General features: G+C 64.2%; 18 protein-coding genes. 6 read left to right on the forward strand and 12 right to left on the reverse strand.

The genetic code is table 11. The annotated features are described in order from the left end of the window. Positions 1 to 59: 59 nt before the first annotated feature. The 6 genes from J4G43_RS51345 to J4G43_RS51370 all read right to left on the reverse strand — a co-directional run bounded on the left by J4G43_RS51345 (position 60) and on the right by J4G43_RS51370 (position 5,287). Positions 60 to 695, reverse strand: coding sequence for a GrlR family regulatory protein (locus J4G43_RS51345; protein WP_321576361.1), 636 nt, complete (start codon positions 693 to 695; stop codon positions 60 to 62). Positions 696 to 858: 163 nt separating this feature from the next. Further along, a complete protein-coding gene (locus J4G43_RS51350) occupies positions 859 to 1,674 on the reverse strand; it encodes a hypothetical protein (protein ID WP_208083645.1) in 816 nt (271 codons plus the stop codon). A 200-nt stretch (positions 1,675 to 1,874) separates the two neighbouring features. After that, positions 1,875 to 2,384, reverse strand: a complete 510-nt coding sequence (locus tag J4G43_RS51355; RefSeq protein ID WP_208083646.1) for an OsmC family protein — start codon at positions 2,382 to 2,384, stop codon at positions 1,875 to 1,877. Between the two features lie 54 nt (positions 2,385 to 2,438). Beyond that, positions 2,439 to 3,224, reverse strand: a complete 786-nt coding sequence (locus J4G43_RS51360) for an ABC transporter ATP-binding protein (RefSeq protein ID WP_208083647.1) — start codon at positions 3,222 to 3,224, stop codon at positions 2,439 to 2,441. Positions 3,225 to 3,228: 4 nt separating this feature from the next. Further along, positions 3,229 to 4,074 (reverse strand): ABC transporter permease, encoded by an 846-nt coding sequence (locus tag J4G43_RS51365; RefSeq protein ID WP_208083648.1) that lies wholly within the window; start codon positions 4,072 to 4,074, stop codon positions 3,229 to 3,231. Positions 4,075 to 4,315: 241 nt separating this feature from the next. Further along, positions 4,316 to 5,287, reverse strand: coding sequence for an aliphatic sulfonate ABC transporter substrate-binding protein (locus J4G43_RS51370; protein WP_208083649.1), 972 nt, complete (start codon positions 5,285 to 5,287; stop codon positions 4,316 to 4,318). Positions 5,288 to 5,475: 188 nt separating this feature from the next. Between J4G43_RS51370 and J4G43_RS51375 the strand changes: the two genes are divergently transcribed. Then, positions 5,476 to 8,265: a [protein-PII] uridylyltransferase gene (locus J4G43_RS51375; protein ID WP_208083650.1), complete on the forward strand. Its 2,790-nt coding sequence runs from the start codon at positions 5,476 to 5,478 to the stop codon at positions 8,263 to 8,265. An 8-nt stretch (positions 8,266 to 8,273) separates the two neighbouring features. Here the strand turns inward: J4G43_RS51375 and J4G43_RS51380 are convergent, their stop codons facing one another. Next, positions 8,274 to 8,804 (reverse strand): methylated-DNA--[protein]-cysteine S-methyltransferase, encoded by a 531-nt coding sequence (locus J4G43_RS51380; RefSeq protein WP_208083651.1) that lies wholly within the window; start codon positions 8,802 to 8,804, stop codon positions 8,274 to 8,276. Between the two features lie 97 nt (positions 8,805 to 8,901). On the opposite strand from J4G43_RS51380, the gene J4G43_RS51385 reads away from it, so the two are divergent. From J4G43_RS51385 to J4G43_RS51395, 3 genes are all read left to right on the forward strand, one after another. Beyond that, entirely contained in the window at positions 8,902 to 9,258 is a 357-nt protein-coding gene (locus tag J4G43_RS51385) for a DUF1304 domain-containing protein (protein WP_187388035.1), read from the forward strand. Between the two features lie 148 nt (positions 9,259 to 9,406). Continuing rightward, entirely contained in the window at positions 9,407 to 10,633 is a 1,227-nt protein-coding gene (locus J4G43_RS51390; protein ID WP_208083652.1) for an ABC transporter substrate-binding protein, read from the forward strand. Between the two features lie 273 nt (positions 10,634 to 10,906). Beyond that, positions 10,907 to 12,133: an ABC transporter substrate-binding protein gene (locus J4G43_RS51395; protein WP_208083653.1), complete on the forward strand. Its 1,227-nt coding sequence runs from the start codon at positions 10,907 to 10,909 to the stop codon at positions 12,131 to 12,133. 175 nt (positions 12,134 to 12,308) lie between these two features. Here J4G43_RS51395 and J4G43_RS51400 read toward each other — a convergent pair whose 3' ends face one another. Beyond that, positions 12,309 to 12,734: a DUF1330 domain-containing protein gene (locus tag J4G43_RS51400; RefSeq protein ID WP_028149366.1), complete on the reverse strand. Its 426-nt coding sequence runs from the start codon at positions 12,732 to 12,734 to the stop codon at positions 12,309 to 12,311. 168 nt (positions 12,735 to 12,902) lie between these two features. On the opposite strand from J4G43_RS51400, the gene J4G43_RS51405 reads away from it, so the two are divergent. Together J4G43_RS51405 and J4G43_RS51410 are read left to right on the forward strand one after the other, a co-directional pair. Next, entirely contained in the window at positions 12,903 to 15,119 is a 2,217-nt protein-coding gene (locus J4G43_RS51405; protein ID WP_208083654.1) for a transglycosylase domain-containing protein, read from the forward strand. A 555-nt stretch (positions 15,120 to 15,674) separates the two neighbouring features. Further along, positions 15,675 to 16,340, forward strand: coding sequence for a hypothetical protein (locus J4G43_RS51410; RefSeq protein ID WP_208083655.1), 666 nt, complete (start codon positions 15,675 to 15,677; stop codon positions 16,338 to 16,340). 371 nt (positions 16,341 to 16,711) lie between these two features. On the opposite strand, the gene J4G43_RS51415 is transcribed toward J4G43_RS51410, so the two are convergent. The 4 genes from J4G43_RS51415 to J4G43_RS51430 all read right to left on the reverse strand — a co-directional run bounded on the left by J4G43_RS51415 (position 16,712) and on the right by J4G43_RS51430 (position 20,837). Next, positions 16,712 to 17,551 carry a M48 family metallopeptidase gene (locus J4G43_RS51415; protein ID WP_208083656.1) on the reverse strand — a complete coding sequence of 280 codons (840 nt, stop codon included), beginning with the start codon at positions 17,549 to 17,551 and terminating at the stop codon, positions 16,712 to 16,714. A gap of 217 nt (positions 17,552 to 17,768) precedes the next feature. Further along, positions 17,769 to 19,097, reverse strand: coding sequence for a polyhydroxyalkanoate depolymerase (locus tag J4G43_RS51420; protein ID WP_063980052.1), 1,329 nt, complete (start codon positions 19,095 to 19,097; stop codon positions 17,769 to 17,771). A 121-nt stretch (positions 19,098 to 19,218) separates the two neighbouring features. Continuing rightward, positions 19,219 to 20,037: an ABC transporter permease gene (locus tag J4G43_RS51425; protein WP_063980053.1), complete on the reverse strand. Its 819-nt coding sequence runs from the start codon at positions 20,035 to 20,037 to the stop codon at positions 19,219 to 19,221. Beyond that, positions 20,034 to 20,837 carry an ABC transporter ATP-binding protein gene (locus J4G43_RS51430; protein WP_208083657.1) on the reverse strand — a complete coding sequence of 268 codons (804 nt, stop codon included), beginning with the start codon at positions 20,835 to 20,837 and terminating at the stop codon, positions 20,034 to 20,036. The genes J4G43_RS51425 and J4G43_RS51430 overlap by 4 nt, the downstream gene beginning before the upstream one ends. Between the last annotated feature and the right edge of the window lie 94 nt (positions 20,838 to 20,931).

The raw sequence follows: 20,931 nt of genomic DNA on the forward strand, positions 1-20,931 counted from the left end.
TTTCCGCGCGACTACCGTCCAGGATGCTGCCCCATTAACGCAACGCCTTCCGGCGGCCGTCAGCGGCCCACCCTGGCAAACGGCTCGATCAGCTTCAAGGTGGCGGCGAGGCGGATGCTGCGCTTGCCGGCGAGCGCGATCGCTTCCATGTCGGCGCCCTTGTCATCGCAGTGGCCGGAGAAGCCGATGCCCACCTCATAGCCACCGAACAAGGGATGCTCGCTCTTTGCCAGCGTGTGTTCCTGATTGACGAATTCACCTTTCCAGCGACCGTTCGCCGAAGAATAGGCGCCGAGATAATAGAAGAAAGCATCGCCGCCGAGGATGCGGCCGTCGCGCAGCAACATCACACCGGTATGGCCACCGGTAATTCCATCCAGCATCCGGATGTCGATCGAATAGAGTCCGCTGACGATGCCGCCCTCGCCGACCGCACCGGGCGGGGGAACGTCATCGTCGCCGAGCGGCGTCATCACGGCGCGAAACACCGAGGCGTCCTCGACCACTTCTCCCTCGAAGCGGTAGAGCTTGCCCTGCGGTCGACCGCGAATGCTGATTGTGACGGCGTCGGAACTGACCAGCGACCTGTGCTGCGGCGACCGGCTGTGGCGCTTCGTCCGGAGCCTGGCGACGATTTCGCCGTCCACAATCTCGTAGGTGCCGAAGTGCGCGAAGGCCGTGTTGCCGCCAAGCATTTTCCCGGCATGGGCGTACAGCACGCTGCGGCCGGAGCCGTCGTGTACAATCCCTCCACCGCACGCCCCGATCTTGCTCTGTTGCCAGTTTAGCGGGTCTGCCAGCCCGGGTAACTAACTATCCTGACGCAGGGTTGAGGTCCCAAGCGTAGCGTAACTCGCCTTACGAAGCGCGGCGCGGCTGATGCATCGGCCTCTTCCGTCGTCCCATCCACCACAGCGTCAGATTCCAGCCGATGCAGGTGGCGAGTGCGCAACTCAAGCCGATCGCCGAGCCGAACTGCGTGACGGCGACGTGCAGCACCGCAATTGCCAGACCGAAGCCGAGCAGGCCCCAGGCGGAGTTGGCGAGCACGGCGGCGGTCGGCGGGCCGCCGATGCGCGGATGCAGGATCACCATCATGCTGGTGAACACGATCGGGTAGAGCGCGATGACGCCGCTCACCCGCGGGCCGACCCAGCCCGAGGTCGAGACCACGATCGCAACCAGCGTCGCGACCAGCGAGGCGCGGAATGGAATGTCGTACCAGCGACGCGTCACCAGCGGCATCTTCACATGGCGGTACCTTGCGAGCAGCGGGATGCAGATGCCGAAGGCGACCAGGTTGACGGCGAGCCCGGCGGTCAAAGTCCAGTCGAACAGGCGGATGATGGAGGCCAGCACGATCCACACCGCGACCGCGCTGCCGGCGCTCACCAGCAGATTGTTCCGCTGCGCCAGCACGACATAGGTGAGCCCAAGGACGATCGTCGCGGCGTTGACCGGAAGGCTCGACAGCGCGCCTTGCGCGATGAAGGCGGCGTCGTGGTCGAGCGCGAGGAAGACGTAGGAAGGACCGGCCGAGATCGGCAAGGTCGCCACCAGTCCGCCGATCACCGGACCGGTGCGCTCGGCAATGAACGACGCGGACACGACGAACGCCGCGGCGATCGCCATGCGCAGGATGAGGAGGATGATGAAGTGGAGCTCGGGGGGCATTTTTTTGCTTCTTACCCTCCCCTGGAGGGGTCCGAGACGAGCGAAGCTCGCTCGCGGGTCGGCTCATATGGAGCGTAGCGAAAGATGAGACGGGGTGGGGTGACAGTCTCTCGACGGATACGGCGCCCGAGTGGAGAGATCACCCGCCCCGCTCGCGCTGCGCGCGATCGACCCTCCCCCTCAAGGGGAGGGTCAGGAAGTCACATCCGCTGCATCGACACCGAAACCTTCGGGCCGTTCTTGATGGTCTGGTAGACCACGCAATAGCGCTCGGTGAGTTTCAGGAGCAGATCAAGCTTGTCCTGCGGCGCGTCGGTGTCGACCTCGAAGCGCAGGCGGATCTCGGCGAAGCCGACCGGGGTCTCCTTGTCGACGCCGAGCGTGCCGCGGAAATCGAGATCGCCTTCGGCATAGACGTTGCCGGTCTTGAGCGGGATCTCGATGGCGGTCGCGACCGATTTCAGCGTGACGCCGGCACAGGCGACCAAGGCTTCCAGCAGCATGTCGCCGGAGCAGAGCTCGAGGCCGGAGCCGCCGGTCGCGGGATGCAGGCCAGCCATTGCGATGGCGCGCCCGGTCTCGACCTTGCAGGCGATGCCTTCGCTGTCGGTCGAGCCCTTGGCCTTCAGCGTGATCATCGCGGTCTTGGGATCGGTCTTGTAGCGTTCCTTGATCGGGGCCTGCATCTGGCGCAGTTCTGCGGCGTCCATCTTGTTCTCTCCCGGAAAAATCGTCCCTCGATGTACCGGCTCAGAGAGAAATTGTCACCACCACATGGCCTGACCGGGACCCTGGGTTGCGTCACGGTCGGGCACGTTACGGTCGAGCGAACGGTCGAGTGATGTCAGCACACTTCGCTTGAAATTCTCGAACAGCGGCGAGTTGCGGTCGCGCGGACGGCCGAGATTGATCTCGATCTGGTCGAACAGCCGGCCCGGCCGCGGCCGCATCACCAGCACGCGATCGGCCAGCACCACGGCCTCGTCGACGTCATGTGTGACGAGGATCAAGGTCGGCCGGGTGTCGGCCCAGAGGTCGAGCAGATGATCCTGGAGATCCCTGCGGGTGAAGGCGTCGAGCGCCGAGAACGGCTCGTCGAGCAGCAGCACTTCCGGCTGCGGCACCAGCGCACGCGCGATCGCGACGCGCTGCGCCTGCCCGCCCGAGAGCTCGCGCGGCCAGGCCTGCGCCTTGTCGGCGAGGCCGACGCGGGCGAGCGCGCGCGCCACCTTCTCGCGCCGCTCGGTCGCGGGCAGCTCGGCAAGGCCGAAGCCGATATTGTCGGCGACGCTGAGCCAGGGCAAAAGCCGCGGCTCCTGGAAGATGATGCCGATTTTTGCGTGCGGCGAACTGATCGCCTCGCTGTCGAGCGTCACCGTGCCTGCGCTCGCGCGATCGAGGCCGGCGATGGCACGCAAGAGCGTGGACTTGCCGCAGCCGGAGCCGCCGATGATGGCGACGATCTCGCCCTGTTTGATCTCGGCGGAGAAGCGCGCCAGCGCCTGCACGCCGTTGGGATAGGTCTTGCTGACCCGGTCGAGCGCCAGCATCGCGTTACGCTCCCTTCGCGCGCCCGAAGGCGTCCTGCCAGCGCAGGAACGGCGCGGCCCCGACCTCGATCAGCCAGTCGGTGAGCTTGCCGAGAATGGCGAAGATGACGATCGCGGCCAAAATCTGCGCGGGCTTGCCGAGCTGCTGGCCGTCGAGCAGGAGATAGCCAAGGCCTTCGGAAGCGCCGATCAGCTCGGCCGCCACCACGAACATCCAGCCCAGACCAAGGCCGACACGCAAGGACACCACATAGGCCGGCAGCACCGCGGGCAGCAGGATGCGGCGGATCATCGCCGGGCCGGAGAGACGGAAGGTGCGGCCGACCTCGACGATCTTGCGATCGACCGAGAGGATCGCGCCCATCACGCCGAGATAGACCGGGAAGAACACGCCGACCGCGATCAGCGCGATCTTGGAGGTCTCGAAGATGCCGAGCCAAAGAATGAACAACGGCACCCAGGCGAGTGAAGGGATCGCACGCAGCGCCTGCACGGTCGGATCGAGCAGCCGCCGCGCCAGCGACCAATAGCCGGAGATGGCACCGAGCACGGTGCCCGTGATCACGCCGAAGGCGAAGCCGAGGCCGACCCGCCACAGCGTCGCGGCGATGTGGCGGACCAGCTCGCCGGAGCGGGCGAGCTCGGTGATGGTCGCAAACACGCGCGAGGGCGGCGGCACCAGACGGCCGTTGGACCAGCCGGACCAGACCACCAGCTCCCAGCCGAGCGCAAGGATGAGCGGCAGCAAGATCCCCAACATCGGCCGCGCATAGCGCGCGAGCCGCGAGGGCGCGGCGGCGCTCTCGGCCGGTTCCGAGGTCTGTTGCAGGACTGGCGCGTCGGAGATCATGGCCGGTAGGAAGCGCGTCTCACGCCGGAATGCAACATGACTCTTGCCGCGCCCTCAGCCCGTCGTCCCGGGGCGCGCGAAGCGCGAGCCCGGGACCCATAGCCACAGGCAGACATGGCTACGGGGACTCGGAGTGACCGCCTTCGCGTCAAACTACTCCCCGGGGTTATGGGTCCCGGGCTCGCTTCGCGCCCCGGGACGACAGCGGAGTTTGTTGCGCGCGCCTGCCTCTTGCGCAGAACTAGTTCGTCGGCAGCGGGACCTGGTCGTCGATCAGGGCATCCAGCGTCGCCTTCACATCGACCTTGGCGTCGACGACGCCGGCCTGCTGGAGGGCAAGGCCGGCAGCCAGGATCGACTCGCGCTGGGGTGCGCCGATGCGGCTGTGGGTGAGCTCGGTGCGCTCCTTGAGCTGCTTGTCGACGACGGCGTCCGGCAGCTTGGTCACGGCGATGAAGGTCTTCTTCAGGTCGTCGTAATTCGCCAGTGAATATTTGCGGGCCTCTTCATACACCGCGAGCACGCGGCGGTCGGCGTCCGGATAGTCCTTCAAGAACTGCTCGCGCACATTGAGGATGCCCCAGGTGTTGGCATCCGCCTTGCGATAAAACAGTTTTGCACCTTCCTCGACCTCGGCCTGCGCCATCATCGGATCGAGGCCGGCCCAGGCGTCGACGTCGCCGCGGATCAGCGCGGTCTTGCCGTCGGCGTGCTGGAGCAGCACCGGCGTGATGTCCTTTTCGGTGAGGCCTGCACCGAGCAGCGCGCGCACAAGGAAGATGTGCGGATCGGTGCCTCGCGTCACCGCGACGCGCTTGCCCTTGAGATCGGCAACGCTCGCGATCTTGGAATCCTTCGATGTCACCAGCGCCGTCCATTCGGGACGCGAATAGACGTAGATCGACTTGATCGGGTTCCCGTTGATCTTCGCCACCAGCGCCGCCGAGCCCGCGGTCGAGCCGAAATCGATCGAGCCGGCGTTGAGGAATTCGAGCGCCTTGTTGGAGCCGGCCGACTGCACCCAAATGATGCTGATGCCGTCCTTGGCGAATTCCTTCTCCAGCAGACCCTTCTGCTTCAGGACCATCGACACCGGATTGTAGGTCGCCCAGTCGATGCGAATTTCCTTGAGCGGATCCGCCGCCCGTGCCGCAGCGGTCATGGCGAGCGCAACAGCTCCCGCCAACAGAATGCGTCGTGTAATCCCGGTCATGCCCAGCCTCCTCAAAAACTTCATTGTTTTTCAATGAGTTATTTCTAGAGGTCAACGAGAAAATCGCTATCCCGAAAGCCCCTCGGCCGAGAACGATTTTGCCCGAGGCCGGCCTTTTCCAGCATGGAACGACTATTGCCAGAGAATGGCGGGTGACAGCGCCTGTCACCTCTTATATCCGGTGAGACATGGACAGCGTCGCGACTGAGCACAAGCCAGAGGTGGACGATCGCTTCGACACCGCGCGGATCACCGCCGCGGTCGATGCGCTTGCCGAGAAGCATCAGGGACGTGAGGACAGTTTCCGCACAACCATGGCGCAAATGCTGAAGGCCGAGCTGATCGCAGCGCGCGCCGCGGCGCAGGCGATCCTGCTGAAGGACCGTCACGGCCGGCGCTGCGCCGAGCGGCTGTGCCACGTGCAGGACGAGATCATCCGCATCCTGTATTCGGCGGCGACCCGGCATCTCTACCGCTCGCCGATCCCGAGCGGCGCGGAGCGCATGGCGGTGGTCGCGACCGGCGGCTATGGCCGCGGCCTGATGGCCCCGGAATCCGACATCGATCTCCTGTTCATCCTGCCCTACAAGCAGACCGCCTGGGGTGAGCAGGTGGCTGAGGCTATTCTCTACTGTCTCTGGGACATGGGGCTGAAGGTCGGGCACGCCACGCGCTCGGTCGATGAATCGATCCGGCAGGCGCGCGGCGACATGACCATCCGCACCGCGATCCTGGAAACGCGCTTCCTGACCGGCGACCAGCCGCTCTATGACGAACTGGTCGCGCGCTTCGATAAGGACGTGGTGCAGGGCACGGCGTCCGAATTCGTCACCGCAAAGCTCGCCGAGCGCGAGGAGCGCCACCGCCGCGGCGGCCAGTCGCGCTACCTGGTCGAGCCCAACGTCAAGGACGGCAAGGGCGCCTTGCGCGACCTGCACACGCTGTTCTGGATCGCCAAATACGTCTACCGCGTCCGTGATACCGACGAGCTGGTCGAGCGCGGCGTGTTCGACGCACAGGAATACCGCACCTTCCGCCGCTGCGCCGACTTCCTCTGGTCGGTGCGCTGCAATCTGCACTTCTACTCCGGCCGCGCGGAGGAGCGCCTCTCCTTCGATCTCCAGCGCGAGATCGCGGTCCGGCTCGGCTATACCTCGCATCCCGGCATGCAGGACGTCGAGCGCTTCATGAAGCACTACTTCCTGGTCGCCAAGGAAGTCGGCAACCTCACCGCCATCCTCTGCGCCAAGCTCGAGGACCAGCAGGCCAAGCCCGCGCCGGTGCTGAGCCGGATGATGGCGCGGCTGCGCCCCGCCCCCGCGAAGCGCCGCGTCCCCGACAGCGACGACTTCCTCGTCGACAACAACCGCATCAACGTCGCCGCGCCCGACGTGTTCAAGCACGATCCGGTCAATTTGATCCGGATCTTCCGCCTGGCGCAGAAGAACAACCTCGCCTTCCATCCGGACGCGATGCGCGACGTGACGCGCTCGCTCGGCCTGATCAACGCGCAGCTGCGCGAGAACCCGGAAGCCAACCGGCTGTTCATGGAGATCCTGACCTCCGACAACGCCGAGATCGTGCTGCGTCGGATGAACGAGACCGGCGTGCTCGGCCATTTCATCCGCGCCTTCGGCAAGATCGTCTCGATGATGCAGTTCAACATGTATCATCACTACACTGTCGACGAGCATCTGATCCGCTGCGTCGGCTTCCTGCAGGACATCGAGCGCGGCGGCATCGAGGAGTTCACGGTCGCCAGCGATCTCTTCCGCAAGATCCGGCCCGAGCACCGTGCGGTGATCTACATCACGACGCTGCTGCACGACATCGCCAAGGGACGGCCGGAGGATCACTCGATCGCGGGCGCCAAGGTGGCGCGCCGGCTGTGCCCGCGGCTCGGCTTTAGCGCGGCCGACACCGAGCTCGTGGCCTGGCTGATCGAGGAGCATCTGACGATGTCCACGGTCGCGCAGTCGCGCGACCTCTCCGACCGCAAGACCATCGAGAATTTCGCCGCCGTGGTGCAGTCGGTCGAGCAGATGAAATTGCTCACGATCCTGACCACCGCCGACATCCGCGGCGTCGGCCCGGGCGTGTGGAACGGCTGGAAGGCGCAGCTGCTGCGCTCGCTCTATTATGAGACCGAACCGGTGCTGACCGGCGGCTTCTCGGAAGTCGATCGCGGCAAGCGCTTGACGGCCGCCTACGCCGAATTCCGCATGGCCTTCGCCGAGTGGCCGGCGGACGAGCTCGATGCCTATATCGGCCGGCACTATCCCGCCTATTGGCTCAAGGTCGAGCTGCCGCGGAAGATCCGCCATGCCCGCTTCGTCCGCTCCAGCGAACAGGCCGGCCACAAGCTCGCGATCAATGTCGGCTTCGACGAGGTGCGCGGCGTCACCGAGCTAACGATCTTCGCCGCCGACCATCCCTGGCTGCTCTCGATCATCGCCGGCGCCTGCGCCTCGGCCGGCGCCAACATCGTCGACGCGCAGATCTACACGACGACCGACGGCCGCGCGCTCGACACGATCTCGATCTCCAGGGAATACGACCGCGACGAGGATGAGGGCCGGCGCGCCACGCGCATCGGCGAGATGATCGAGGACGTGCTGGAAGGCAAGCTGCGTCTGCCCGAAGTGGTGGCGCGGCGCACCGTGCGCAGCAAGGCGCGGCCTTTCACGATCGAGCCGGAAGTGACCATCAACAACCAATGGTCCGACCGCTACACCGTGATCGAGATGTCCGGCCTCGACCGCCCCGGCCTGCTCTACGAGCTGACCACCGCGATCTCGAAGCTCAATCTGAACATCGCCTCGGCCCATGTCGCGACCTTCGGCGAGCGCGCCCGCGACGTGTTCTACGTCACCGACCTCCTCGGCGCGCAGATCAACGCACCGACGCGCCAGTCCGCGATCAAGAGCGCGCTGACCCACGTGATGGCCGGCGACAAGGCGGTGCAGCCGGCGGCGTGAGGAGAGAGCTAAATCTCCACCCCCTCATGCCGCAGCAGCCAGCGCTTGCGCTCGAGGCCACCGCCATATTTCACCAGCGAGCCGTCGGCGCCGATCAGGCGGTGACAGGGCAGCACCACGCTGATCGGGTTGGAGCCGTTGGCATGACCGACAGCGCGAATGGCTTTGGGCATATCGATCCTTTCGGCCAGCGCGCCATAGCTCATCGTGGTGCCGGCAGGGATCTTTGCCAACGCGGTCCAGACCTTCTGCTGGAACGGCGTGCCGGCGATGCGCCATGCGACGCCCGAGAGCTGGCCGAGATCGCCTTCGAAATATGCTGACAGCGCGGTCTTCATCGCCGCCGGCGCGGACCGATCAACCAGGTCCACGGCGCCGTAGTGCAGGCGCAACAGCTCGCGCATGCGGTGCTCGTAGTCTTCCCAGTCGAGCGCGCGCAGCGCACCCTCGGCATCGGTGACGAGCAGCGCGATCCCGATCGGCGTCGTCAGGCGATCGAGGCCGAATCGTTCAGGCGGTTTGGTTGATCGAGCGGGCATTGCGACACCAGGCCATCGAAACACGCCATCGCACTTGCCATGCCGGCCGTGCTAACGTCCACCCGAAAGCTGACGCTTTGGGGGGCTCAACTTGATTCTGATCACCAATGTCCTGGTGGCGCTGGTCGCCGCACTGCACGCCTACTTCCTGATCCTGGAGATGTTTCTCTGGGACAAGCCGCTTGGCTTGAAGACATTCCGCAATACGCCTGAAAAGGCCGAGATCACGAAGGTGCTGGCGGCCAACCAAGGGCTCTACAACGGCTTCCTCGCCGCCGGCCTGATCTGGGGCCTCGTCCACGGCAACCCGGCCTTCGCATTCCAGATCAAGGCATTCTTCCTGCTCTGCGTGATCGTGGCCGGCGCCTACGGCGCGGCGACCGTCAGCACCCGCATCCTGCTCGTGCAGGCGCTGCCGGCGGCGATCGCGCTGGTTGCGCTGTTTCTGACCTGATTCTCGTGACCTGAGACGCTACGGCGCAGCGTCGCGATCCTTGCGCGGCACCTCGCCTTCCTCCACACTCTCCGGCAGCGATGGCGACCGTTGCAATCAACGGGAAAAGACCGTCGGCCGGAAATTCCGTCAGGAGGAACAACCCAACATGAGCTATCGCAGAGCCTTCATAGCTGCCACGGCGGCGCTCGCCTTCGCGTTCTCCGCCAGCCAAGCCCTCGCCCAGAAGAAATACGACACCGGCGCGAGCGACACCGAGATCAAGATCGGCCAGACCGTGCCGTTCTCCGGCGCCTATTCCGTCTACGCCAATATCGGCAAGACCCAGGCCGCCTACTTCAAGATGATCAACGATCAGGGCGGCATCAATGGCCGCAAGATCAATCTGATCCAGTATGACGATGCCTATTCGCCACCGAAGACGGTCGAGCAGGTGCGCAAGCTCGTCGAAGGCGACGAGGTGCTGTTCACCTTCCAGATCATCGGCACGGCCGCGAACGCCGCCGTGCAAAAATATCTCAACGGCAAGAAGATCCCGCAGCTGCTGGCTTCTACCGGCGCCGCACGCTTCAACGACCCGCAGAACTATCCCTGGACCATCGCCTACAATCCCAACTACGTGTCCGAGGGACGCATCTACGCCAAATACATTCTCGCCAATCACCCCAATGCCAAGATCGGTGTGCTCTACCAGAACGACGACATGGGCCGCGACTATCTCGCCGGCCTCAAGAGCGGCCTCGGCGACAAGGCCGCCAAGATGATCGTCGGCGAGGTGTCCTACGAGGTCACCGACCCGACCGTCGACTCGCAGGTGGTCAAGCTGAAGTCCCTCGGCGCCGATCTTTTCTACGATGCGTCGACGCCGAAGTTCGCGGCGCAGGCCATCAAGAAGGTGGCCGAGCTCGGCTGGACGCCGGTGCACATCCTCGACATCAATGCGAGCCCGATCTCGGCGACGCTGAAGCCGGCCGGCCTCGACATCTCCAAAGGCATCATCTCGACCCAATACGGCAAGGAGCCGAGTGACCCGCAGTGGAAGGACGATCCGGGCGTGAAGGCGTTCTTCGCCTTTATGGACAAGTATTTCCCCGAAGGCGACAAGCTCAACACGGTCAACACCTATGCTTATTCGGTCGCCGAGTTGCTGACGCAGGTGCTGAAACAGTGCGGCGACGACCTGTCGCGTGAGAACGTGATGAAGCAGGTCGCCAACATCAAGGACTTCACCCCGAGCTTCGCGCTGCCCGGTATCAAGATCAACACCGGACCGAACGATTATCGCGTCAACAAGCAGATGCAGATGATGAAGTTCAACGGCGAGCGTTGGGAGCTGTTCGGCCCGATCATCGAGGACAACGGCCCGGCGGGTTAGTAACTGCGTGGGGTGGATTAGCCCTGCAGATGCGCAAAGCGCATCTGCTCGGCGTAATCCACCTCTTCGGCATCCGCGGCAACAGAAGTGGTGGGTTACGCCTGGCGGACTGCGCTTCGCGCAGCCGCAAGACTAACCCACCCTACGAATTGCGCGTCTCCACCCACCTTGCGTTGCAGCAACGCCTCATCCACAATCGCCCTCAGCGGTGACGTCCTGTGCGCAAGAGCACCCGGGCAGATCATCGGCAATAACAAACTGAGGAAATTGCGAATGAGGAATGGAATGCTGCATCTGGCCACGGCAACGGCGCTGACCCTGGCGCTGTCGGTCACCGCGGCCAGTGCCCAGAAAAAATATGATCCGGGCGCCAGCGACACCGAGATCAAGGTCGGACAGACCATGCCGTTCTCGGGACCTGCGTCGGCCTATTCGTCGATCGGCAAGACCCAGGCCGCCTATTTCAAGATGATCAACGACCAGGGCGGCATCAATGGTCGCAAGATCAACCTGATCCAGTATGACGACGCCTATTCGCCGCCGAAGGCCGTGGAGCAAATCCGCAAGCTCGTCGAGAGCGACGAGGTGCTGCTGACCTTCCAGATCATCGGCACGCCGGTGAACGCGGCCGTCCAGAAATATCTCAACTCCAAGAAGGTGCCGCAGCTGTTCGCAGCGACCGGCGCCTCGAGGTTCACCGATCCGAAGAACTTTCCGTGGACCATGGGCTACAATCCCAACTACTTCGTCGAAGGCCGAATCTACGGCCAATACATTCTGAAGCAGCATCCGGACGCCAAGATCGGCGTGCTCTATCAGAACGACGACCTCGGCAAGGACTATCTGAACGGCATCAAGGCCGGCCTCGGCGACAAGGCCGCCAAGATGATCGTGACCGAAGCGTCCTACGAGGTCTCCGATCCCACGGTCGACTCGCAGATCCTCAAGATCAAGGACGCCGGCGCCGATTTGTTCTTCAGCGCCACCACGCCGAAGCAGGCCGCACAGGCGATCAAGAAGATCGCCGAAATGGGCTGGCATCCGATCCAGATCGTCGACATCAACGCCACTTCGGTCGGCGCGGTGCTGAAGCCGGCAGGCCTTGATGCGGCCAAGGGCCTGATCAGCGTCAACTACGGTAAAGAACCGCTCGATCCAACCTGGAAGGACGACGCCGGCCTGAAGAAGTATTTTGACTTCATGGCGAAGTACTATCCCGACGGCGACAAGGACTCGAACTTCAACACCTATGGTTATGGCACAGCCCAGCTCCTGGTCCATGTGTTGAAGCAATGCGGCGACAACCTGACGCGCGAGAACGTCATGAAGCAGGCGGCGTCGCTGAAGGACGTCACCAGCGATATCGCGCTGCCCGGTATCAAGGCCAACACCTCGGCGACCGACTACCGCGTCAACAAGCAGCTTCAGATGATGAAGTTCAACGGCGAGCGCTGGGAACTGTTCGGCCCGATCCTGGAGGATGCCGGCCCGATTGATTAGTTCTCGGAAACAACTGCCTCAACGACGTCATGCCCGGGCTTGTCCCGCCTGCGCGGCCGAAGCCGCTTCGGCGCGGCGAAGGCCCGGGCATCCACGTTCTTGGAGCGGCAACGAAGGCGTGAATGGCCGGGTCAAGCCCGGCCATGACGGCGGAGGGAGATGCGCGCAGAGACATCTACTCCGGTATCTCCCCAAAATTCTTCCCCACCGGCAGCACCGCGTGCCGGATCAGCCGTGAATCCTCCACCGCGGCCTGGCGATGCTTCACCGCTTCGCGATAGACGGGATCGCGGATCATCTCGACGAAGGCGGCGACGCTTGGATATTCGGCGATGAAGCAATGGTCCCAGCGCTCCTCTTGCGGGCCGATCAGCATCAGCTCGAATTTGCCCTGCCAGACGATGCGGCCGCCGAGGCGCTCGAACACCGGGCCGCTCTCGCGGCCGTAGGCCGCATAGGCTTCCGCGCCGCTCGCCTTGCGGCCGTCGGGATAGGCGGCCTCTTCGCGCAAACGCACCAGATTGAGCATGTGGATCGGGCCGGGGCGATCGTTGTCCCGGAACTGCGCAAAAATCTCCTTGCTCGGATCGATATGGCCCATGCCGGTTCCCTCTTGTTTTATGCAGGCGATCCTAGCTCTGCCGCCCGGCGAGCGGAACTGCGGCAGGCGAATGCCGCACCTCCTAATCGCGCGTTAAGCTTTGGGTAACCGGGCCTTAAACAGCGACCGGTAGCGTGCGGCGGGGCGGGCTGACCGGGCGTTTTGCGTATGGCGTGGGGAAAGAAAAAGGGTGGGCGGAAGGAGCCGTTGTTCGGCTTGCCTGCTGCGCTCGCCGATCTGCGCCTGACCGCGGCCGACCGCGTCCCCGGCGGCGAGGACAAGCCGAAGAAATCAACGAAAGCATCCGCCAAGCGCAAGAGCGAGGATGCCGGCGACGAGCCGCCGCGCGAGCGGAAGGCACAAGCCAGCCGCAGCGGCGCCAAGCGCCGGTCGAAGTCGGGCGGAGGCTTCAGCCTCGGCCGCCTCGTCTATTGGGGTGCGGTGCTCGGCCTGTGGGGCATGATCGCCGTGATCGGCGTCGTGATCTATGTCGGCGCCCATCTGCCGCCGATCCAGTCGCTGGAGATTCCCAAGCGGCCGCCGACGATCCAGATCGTCGGCATCGACGGCAGCATGCTGGCGCAGCGCGGCGAGATGGCCGGCGCCAACGTCTCGCTGAAGGACCTGCCGCCCTATCTGCCGAAGGCCTTCATCGCCATCGAGGACCGCCGCTTCTACTCGCATTTCGGCATCGACCCGATTGGCATCCTGCGGGCCCTCGTCACCAACGTGCTCCATCGCGGCGTCTCGCAGGGCGGCTCGACCTTGACGCAGCAGCTCGCGAAAAACCTGTTCCTGACCCAGGAGCGGACCATGGCGCGCAAGCTCCAGGAGGCGGAGCTCGCGATCTGGCTGGAGCGCAAGCATTCCAAGAACGAGATCCTGGAGCTCTATCTCAACCGCGTCTATTTCGGCTCGGGCGCCTATGGCGTCGAGGCCGCGGCGCAGAAATATTTCGGCAAGTCGGCGAAGGACGTCACCGTCGCCGAAGCCGCGATGCTGGCGGGCCTCGTCAAATCGCCGTCGCGGCTGGCGCCGAACCGCAATCCGGAAGGCGCGGAAGCGCGCGCACAGATCGTGCTCGCGGCGATGGCGGATGCAAAATTCATCACCGAAGCACAGGCGCAGGCCTCGATCGGCCACCCCTCCTACAATGTGAAGCCGGCCGGCGCCGGCACGCTCAACTACGTCGCCGACTGGATCGGCGAGGTGCTGGACGATCTGGTCGGCCAGATCGACGAGAGCATCAAGGTCGAGACCACGATCGATCCGAAGCTTCAGAGCGTGGCGGAAGCCGCCATCATCGACGAGCTCGCAGCCAAGAGCGTGAAGTTCAATGTCAGCCAGGGCGCGCTGGTGGCGATGACGCCTGACGGCGCAGTACGCGCTATGGTCGGCGGGCGGAACTATTCCGACAGCCAGTACAACCGCGCGGTCACGGCGAAGCGCCAGCCGGGCTCCTCGTTCAAGCCGTTCGTGTACCTGACCGCGCTCGAGCAGGGGCTGACGCCCGACACGGTGCGCCAGGACGCGCCGATCGAGGTCAAGGGCTGGAAGCCCGAGAACTACACCCATGAATATTTCGGCGCGGTGACGCTGACGCAGGCGCTGGCGATGTCGCTCAACACCGTCGCCATCCGCCTCGGTCTCGAGGTCGGGCCGAAGAACGTGGTGCGCACCGCGCACCGGCTCGGCATCTCCTCGAAGCTCGAGCCCAATGCCTCGATCGCGCTCGGCACCTCCGAAGTCTCGGTCGTCGAGCTGGTCGGCGCCTATGCCCCCTTCGCCAATGGCGGCTTCGCGGTGGCGCCGCACGTCGTCACGCGGATCAGGACGCTCAGTGGCAAGCTGCTCTACATGCGGCAAGCGGAAGAGCGCAACCAGGTGATCGACCCGCGCTATGTCGGCATGATGAACACGATGATGCGGGAGACGCTGATATCAGGCACCGCCAAGAAGGCGGAGATCCCCGGCTGGCCGGCGGCCGGCAAGACCGGTACGAGCCAGGATTACCGCGACGCCTGGTTCATCGGCTACACCGCCAACCTCGTCACCGGCGTCTGGCTCGGCAATGACGACAACTCGCCGACCAAGAAGGCGACCGGCGGCGGCCTGCCCGTCGAAGTCTGGTCCCGCTTCATGCGCACGGCGCACGAGGGCGTGCCGGTGGCCGCCTTGCCGAACTCGCAAGCGAGCTGGGGCCTGTCGAACCTCGCGCAGGCGGCATCGCAGGTATCGCCGCCGACGGCGACGACAGTACCCGGACCGGCACCGGCGAGCAGTGGCGGCTATCGCCCGCCTCCGACGCGCGCCAATGTGCGGCCGGAAGCCGCAGCAGGCCTCGACGGCTGGCTGATGGACCGGCTGTTCGGCGGAAACCGGTAGCTCCGAGCTGAGGTCCCCAGGGCCTCAAAACAAAAAACGCGAAAACAACCCCATGCACAGTAGCCGGTGATATCAGGCGCGATGCACGGTGGATTGTAGGAAACGTTTGATCCGGCGGGGCAAATCGAGCGTGCCGCGCAATCGTCGCAAAGTATGGCGGGGATCGCGCAAAGCGCGCTGACGTCGCCCCACTCTCAATTGTCATTCCCCGCCACCGGGTCTCGCCCTTCGGCGAGCCCGATGACAGGCTCCAGCGGGGAATCCAGTATTCCGAGACGTCGAGATTCAAAACAGCTGCCGCGGCGTACTGGATCGCCCGCCTTCGCGGGCGATGACAGTGATGGATGCGGCCAGCAGCGTTTGCTCGGGCTGACATCGCGCCACGGCTTCGGCAAGTCCTGCCCAACAAGTCCTGCCCAAGACGGCAAGATTTACCGATGCCGAGATATCCCTGAACGCCAAAACACCAGTCTCTTCAAGGCTCCGACATCGGCCTAGGAATTGCTCTCTTAGGTTGAGTTCCGAAGACTCGGGTTTAGTGGGAAGGAGCGTTCCATGATTACAGGTCTATCCAGCGCGGCGTTGCCCTATCCGCGTCCTGCATCAACGTCCGGTTCCAATGCGACAACGACATCAGATCTCCAGCCGGAGGCGTCGACTGCAACTGACGCTGCGACCAGCAGCCCCGGAATCAGCGTGTCGCAACTCAAGCCGCTGCAAGGCGCCAAGCCGATCTCGGTGGCTGATAACCCGGTCCTGCGCGACCTGATGGCAACGAATTGGCTGATGACCCACGGCGCGAACGCGACTCAACCGGCCGTCTCGGACGACGCGCCTGAGAACACCTATGCCCAGGTGAAGGTTGACGGCAAAGTGGTGGCCACACTGTACAATGGCGGGTCCTCGACGATGACCAACGCGGCGGCCGCAAAGATCGGCAAGCTCGAGGATCCTCCCGGTCTGAGTGGACCTGATCTGGCGCAATGGCGAGCCGACAATTACGCCAAGCTGCTTGGCGGCACCGTCGAAAAAGCGTCCACCGCGATCACGCAATCGCAATGGACACCGCGTCAAAGCAGTTCTGCGCCCTATAGTCGCGATCAACTCGACGCGGCCTTCCAGGCGATGCTGGCCGAGGGCCAGAAGGCCGCCGCGCAACTGCAATCATCCTATCTCGCCTCGCGCGCCCAGCCGGGGACAAGCGCAGATATCAGCGCCTGACCTGAGATGGTTTGAGGACGCGCGGCATCCGGGCGACGAATTTTGTCAAAGCACATCAAGCAAAATCATCCCGGCTAACGCCGAACAACGAGCAGCCATCGTCGGCGTTCAACGCCCGCGATGTCGCGCGACGAGAGCTGCTCGCCTGGATAGTCCGATGGGTTGGTCGTTCGGGAAAATCGGGAAGCGTGGCACGAGACGCACTGATGTCGCCCCGTTCTCCGCTGTCATTCCCCGCGAAAGCGGGGAATCCAGTACGCTGCGGCTTCTCGGCTTAACAATGACCGCCTCTGGCATACTGGGTCGCCCGGTCAAGCCGGGCGACGACAGTGAGTGCTGGGCTAGCAGCGAGGCCTAATCTGCGACGAGGCCTAATCCTCGACCCCATAGCGGTGCAGGTCGTTGCCGTGCGTATCGAGCCACTTCTTGGCGCGCTCCATCGACGGGCAGGCCTTTCCGCAGACGCGCCAGAACCGCGCCGAGTGGTTCATCTCGACGAGATGGGCGACCTCGTGCGCGGCGAGGTAGTCGAGCACGTAGGGCGGCGCGAGGATCAGGCGCCAGGAGAACGACAGCGAGCCAGCCGAGGTGCAGGAGCCCCAACGGCTGGACTGATCGCGGATCGAGAGGCGCTTGACCCTGACGCCGAGCTCGACGGCATAGGCCTCCGCCGAGCGCTGGAGATCGTGGCGCGCCTCGCGCTTGAGGAAGTCGCTGATGCGGCGGTCGACATGCTCGACCCCGCCGGCGACGCAGAGAATGCGTTCACCGCTGTCGCGCACTTCCGTCCATACCGTGCCGCGCGTGCCGGCACGATGAACGATACGATGGGGGTTGCCGCGTAGCGGTATCACTGTGCCGGGTTGGAACGGCGCAGCCTTCGGCAAACGACCAAGACGTGCAGCGATCCACGCGCCGTGACGTTGTGCGAAGTCCTTGGCTTCGGCCAGCGTGCCGCGCGGCGGGATGGTGAGGATGGCTTCGCGATCGCTCGGATGAATTCTGAGCGTGTAGCGGCGCGCGCGGCGGTGCCGGCGCAATCGAATCGCAAAAAACTGCGATCCATGGGTGATGACCAGGGTCTTCGGCTCGTGGGGCCGTCGATAGAGGAGTGCGCGAGTGGCCATGTCTGTCAGTCCGGGGGGCAGGAGGGCGCCCGGATTCTGCCATAACCGCCGCCAGGGAAAGCGCTCGGCGCAAAAACAAATCATTTGCCCAACATACAGCGGTCTAGCGTCCGGGAGACCCTACAGACTGGGGTTGGAACCCGGTTTTTTCGCCCCCGCTGGACGCATGCGGCACCCCCAAGGGCTGAGGTGGGACTCACTCCTATAAGGCTACCTAAATACCGCGAATCTGGAGGGAACCAGCCCCTGCCGGAACCTCCGACAGGGCGCCGATTTTCAGCGGGAAAGCCGAAAAACGCGCTTATTCGGCCGCGAGGGCCTGCAACGAGCTCGGATTCGCAGCCGAGACCATGAAGTCATGGATGCGCGGCACGATTTCCGACTTGAAGCGCGAGCCGTTGAACACGCCGTAATGCCCGACGCCCTTCTGGACGTAATGAACGCGGCGGTGATCGGGGATCGAGCTGCACAATGTGTGTGTTGCTTCGGTCTGACCGAGCCCGGAGATGTCGTCGTTCTCGCCTTCGACCGTCATCAGCGCCACGCGCGTGACCTTCGAGGGGTCGACGCGTGTTCCGCGATGGGTCATCTCGCCCTTCGGCAGCGAGTGCTTCACGAACACGGTGTCGACCGTCTGCAGATAATACTCGGCGGAGAGATCCATCACCGCGAGATATTCGTCGTAGAAGTCGCGATGCTTGTCGACGAGGTCGCCGTCGCCCTTCACCAGATTGGCGAACAGGCGCTTGTGGGCGTCCATGTGCCGGTCGAGGTTCATGCTGATGAACCCGTTGAGCTGCAGGAAGCCCGGATAGACGTCGCGCATCATGCCCGGATGCGGGAACGGCACCTTGGTGATGACGGTGTTGCGGAACCAGTCGATGCCGCGCTCCTGGGCGAGCTTGTTCACCCCGGTCGGATTGCGGCGGGTGTCGATCGGGCCGCCCATCAGCGTCATCGACGTCGGCACGAAGGGGTCGCGCCGCGCTTCCATGATCGAGACGGCGGCAACGACGGGAACGGAGGGCTGGCACACCGCCATGACATGGGTGTTGCCGCCAAGGACGTGCAGCATCTCGATGACGTAGTCGATGTAGTCGTCGAGATCGAAGCGGCCATCGCTCAGGGGCACCATGCGGGCGTCGGCCCAATCGGTGATGTAGACCTCATGCGCCGGCAGGAACGCCTCGACCGTGCCGCGCAGCAGCGTCGCGTAGTGGCCGGACATCGGCGCCACGATCAGCACGCGCGGCTGCGGGCTGCGCAAGGGACGGGCGAACTTGCGATCGAAGTAGAGCAGCTTGCAGAACGGCTTTTCCCAGACCGAGCGGACCTCGACGGGAACGCGGATGCCGTTGACCTCGGTGTCGTTGAGGCCCCATTCCGGCTTGCCGTAACGGCGCGTGGTGCGTTCGAACAATTCACAGGCCGCGGCGACGGACTTGCCGACCTCGGTGCGCGCCCACGGATTGAGGGGATTCTGAAACAAGAGCTTGGTCGCATCGGTGACCGCACGCGCCGGATTGAGAGAGGCCTGCCCCATCTCGTACATCCAGTACATCGGCGTCGTCAGGACCGGACTGCCTTCGGCCGCCAGGGGCGGCGCGCCGCCGAACTCACCAATAGGCATCGTTAAAATCCTCTTCGCATCGCAACATACTGCCGAATGCGTAATATTGCGTCAATGCATGGTTCCGTACATCTACGGAGCCGGAACGGCTAAATCAGCCTGAATCCACGGGAAAGTGAGATTATTCACCGCTCGAGAGCAGCGAGCCGTGCTTCTTGGCGCTCCGCAAAAGGGCAAGGAATGCCCCAAAAGATGCAACCAGCAGCACCGCATTGATGGCCAACGCACGCAACATCAGATCGATCCGGAGGGTCTGTTCGATCAGGAGCGCCCGCATTCCCTCGAACACATAGGTCGGCGGCAGCGACCAGGCGACGTATTGCAGCCATGCCGGCAGCACGCTGACGGGATAGTAGACGCAGGCGAGCGGCATGATCGCGAACATCAGGGTCCAGACGATGCTCTCGGCGCCAAGGCCGTTTCGTAAGACCAGCCCCGAGACGAAGATGCCGACCGCCCAGCTCGTGAAGATCAGATTGCAGAAGAATGCGATCAGCGGCAGGCCGAGGGCATAGACGTTGAAGTGAAACAGGAACAGCGCGAGCAGCGTCATCGGGATGACGCCGATCGCGAGCCGGATCATGCTCATGATCATCAGCGACAGCAGAAACTCGATCGGCTTCAGGGGGCTCATCATGAGGTTGCCGATGTTGCGCGCCCACATCTCCTCCAGAAACGAGATCGAGAAGCCGAGCTGGCCGCGGAACAGGATGTCCCAGAGGATGACGGCGCCGATCAGCGTGCCGCCGGCGCGCGCGAAGAAATTGGCGTTCTCGGCGATGTAGAGCTGGAGAAAGCCCCAGGTGATGACCTGGAGCGCGGGCCAATAAAGCAGCTCGAGCAGCCGCGGCCAGGACGACATCAACAGATACCAGTAGCGCAGGATCATCGCGCCGATGCGATGGATGGAAATGCCGCGGTGGAGGGAGAGCTCGGTCATCGCGCCGCCTCCTTCGCACCGTTCACCCGCCCGCGCGCGACGTCCAGGAACACCTCCTCCAGCGTGGTGCGGTTGTAGCGCGCCATGATGGCCTCCGGCGTGTCGTCGTCCTCGATGCGGCCGCGCTTCATGATGATGACGCGGTCGCACAGCCGCTCGACCTCGAGCATGTTGTGCGAGGCCAGAAGGATGGTCGCGTTGTTCTCCTTGCGATAGCGCTCCATATGCGCCCGCACCCAGTCGGCCGTATCCGGGTCGAGCGAGGCGGTGGGCTCGTCCAGCAGCAGCAGCGCGGGCTGGTTGATCAGCGCCTTCGCCAGCGCGACGCGGGTCTTCTGCCCGGCGGAGAGCTTGCCGTTGGCGCGGTCGATGAACTCGGTGAGATCAAGCTCGTCGGCCAGCCTGGCGATGCGATCGGAGACGTTCTTCACCGCATAGAGCTTGCCGAACACGGTGAGGTTCTGCCGCACCGTGAGGCGCATCGGCATGTCGACATAGGGGCTCTCGAAATTCATCCGCCCCAGCACCGCCGCGCTCTCCTCCGGCATCCGATGCCCGAGCACCCGCACGCGGCCGGAGGTCGGCAACACCAGGCCCATGATCATCGCGATGGTCGTGGTCTTGCCGGCGCCGTTGCCGCCCAGGAGCCCGGTGATGCTGCCACGCGGCAGCGAAAAGGAGATATCGTCGACGGCGCGGGTCTGCTTGTAGACCTTGACGAGGTGATCGACCGCGATGGCCGCAGAGGAGCCGCGCTCCGCGACAGTCGGCGGACTTGAAGCTTTGTCGTTCCCGGTCATGCTAGCCGTTCTTCTGCTATTGCAGCGGATAGCGCAAGGCTTGTAATCCGGGTGGTTCCGCGAGCCCCGCGTTTGTGACCGAGAAGGCACCGCC

It is taken from the genome of Bradyrhizobium barranii subsp. barranii, assembly GCF_017565645.3.
Taxonomy (GTDB): Bacteria; Pseudomonadota; Alphaproteobacteria; order Rhizobiales; family Xanthobacteraceae; genus Bradyrhizobium; species Bradyrhizobium barranii.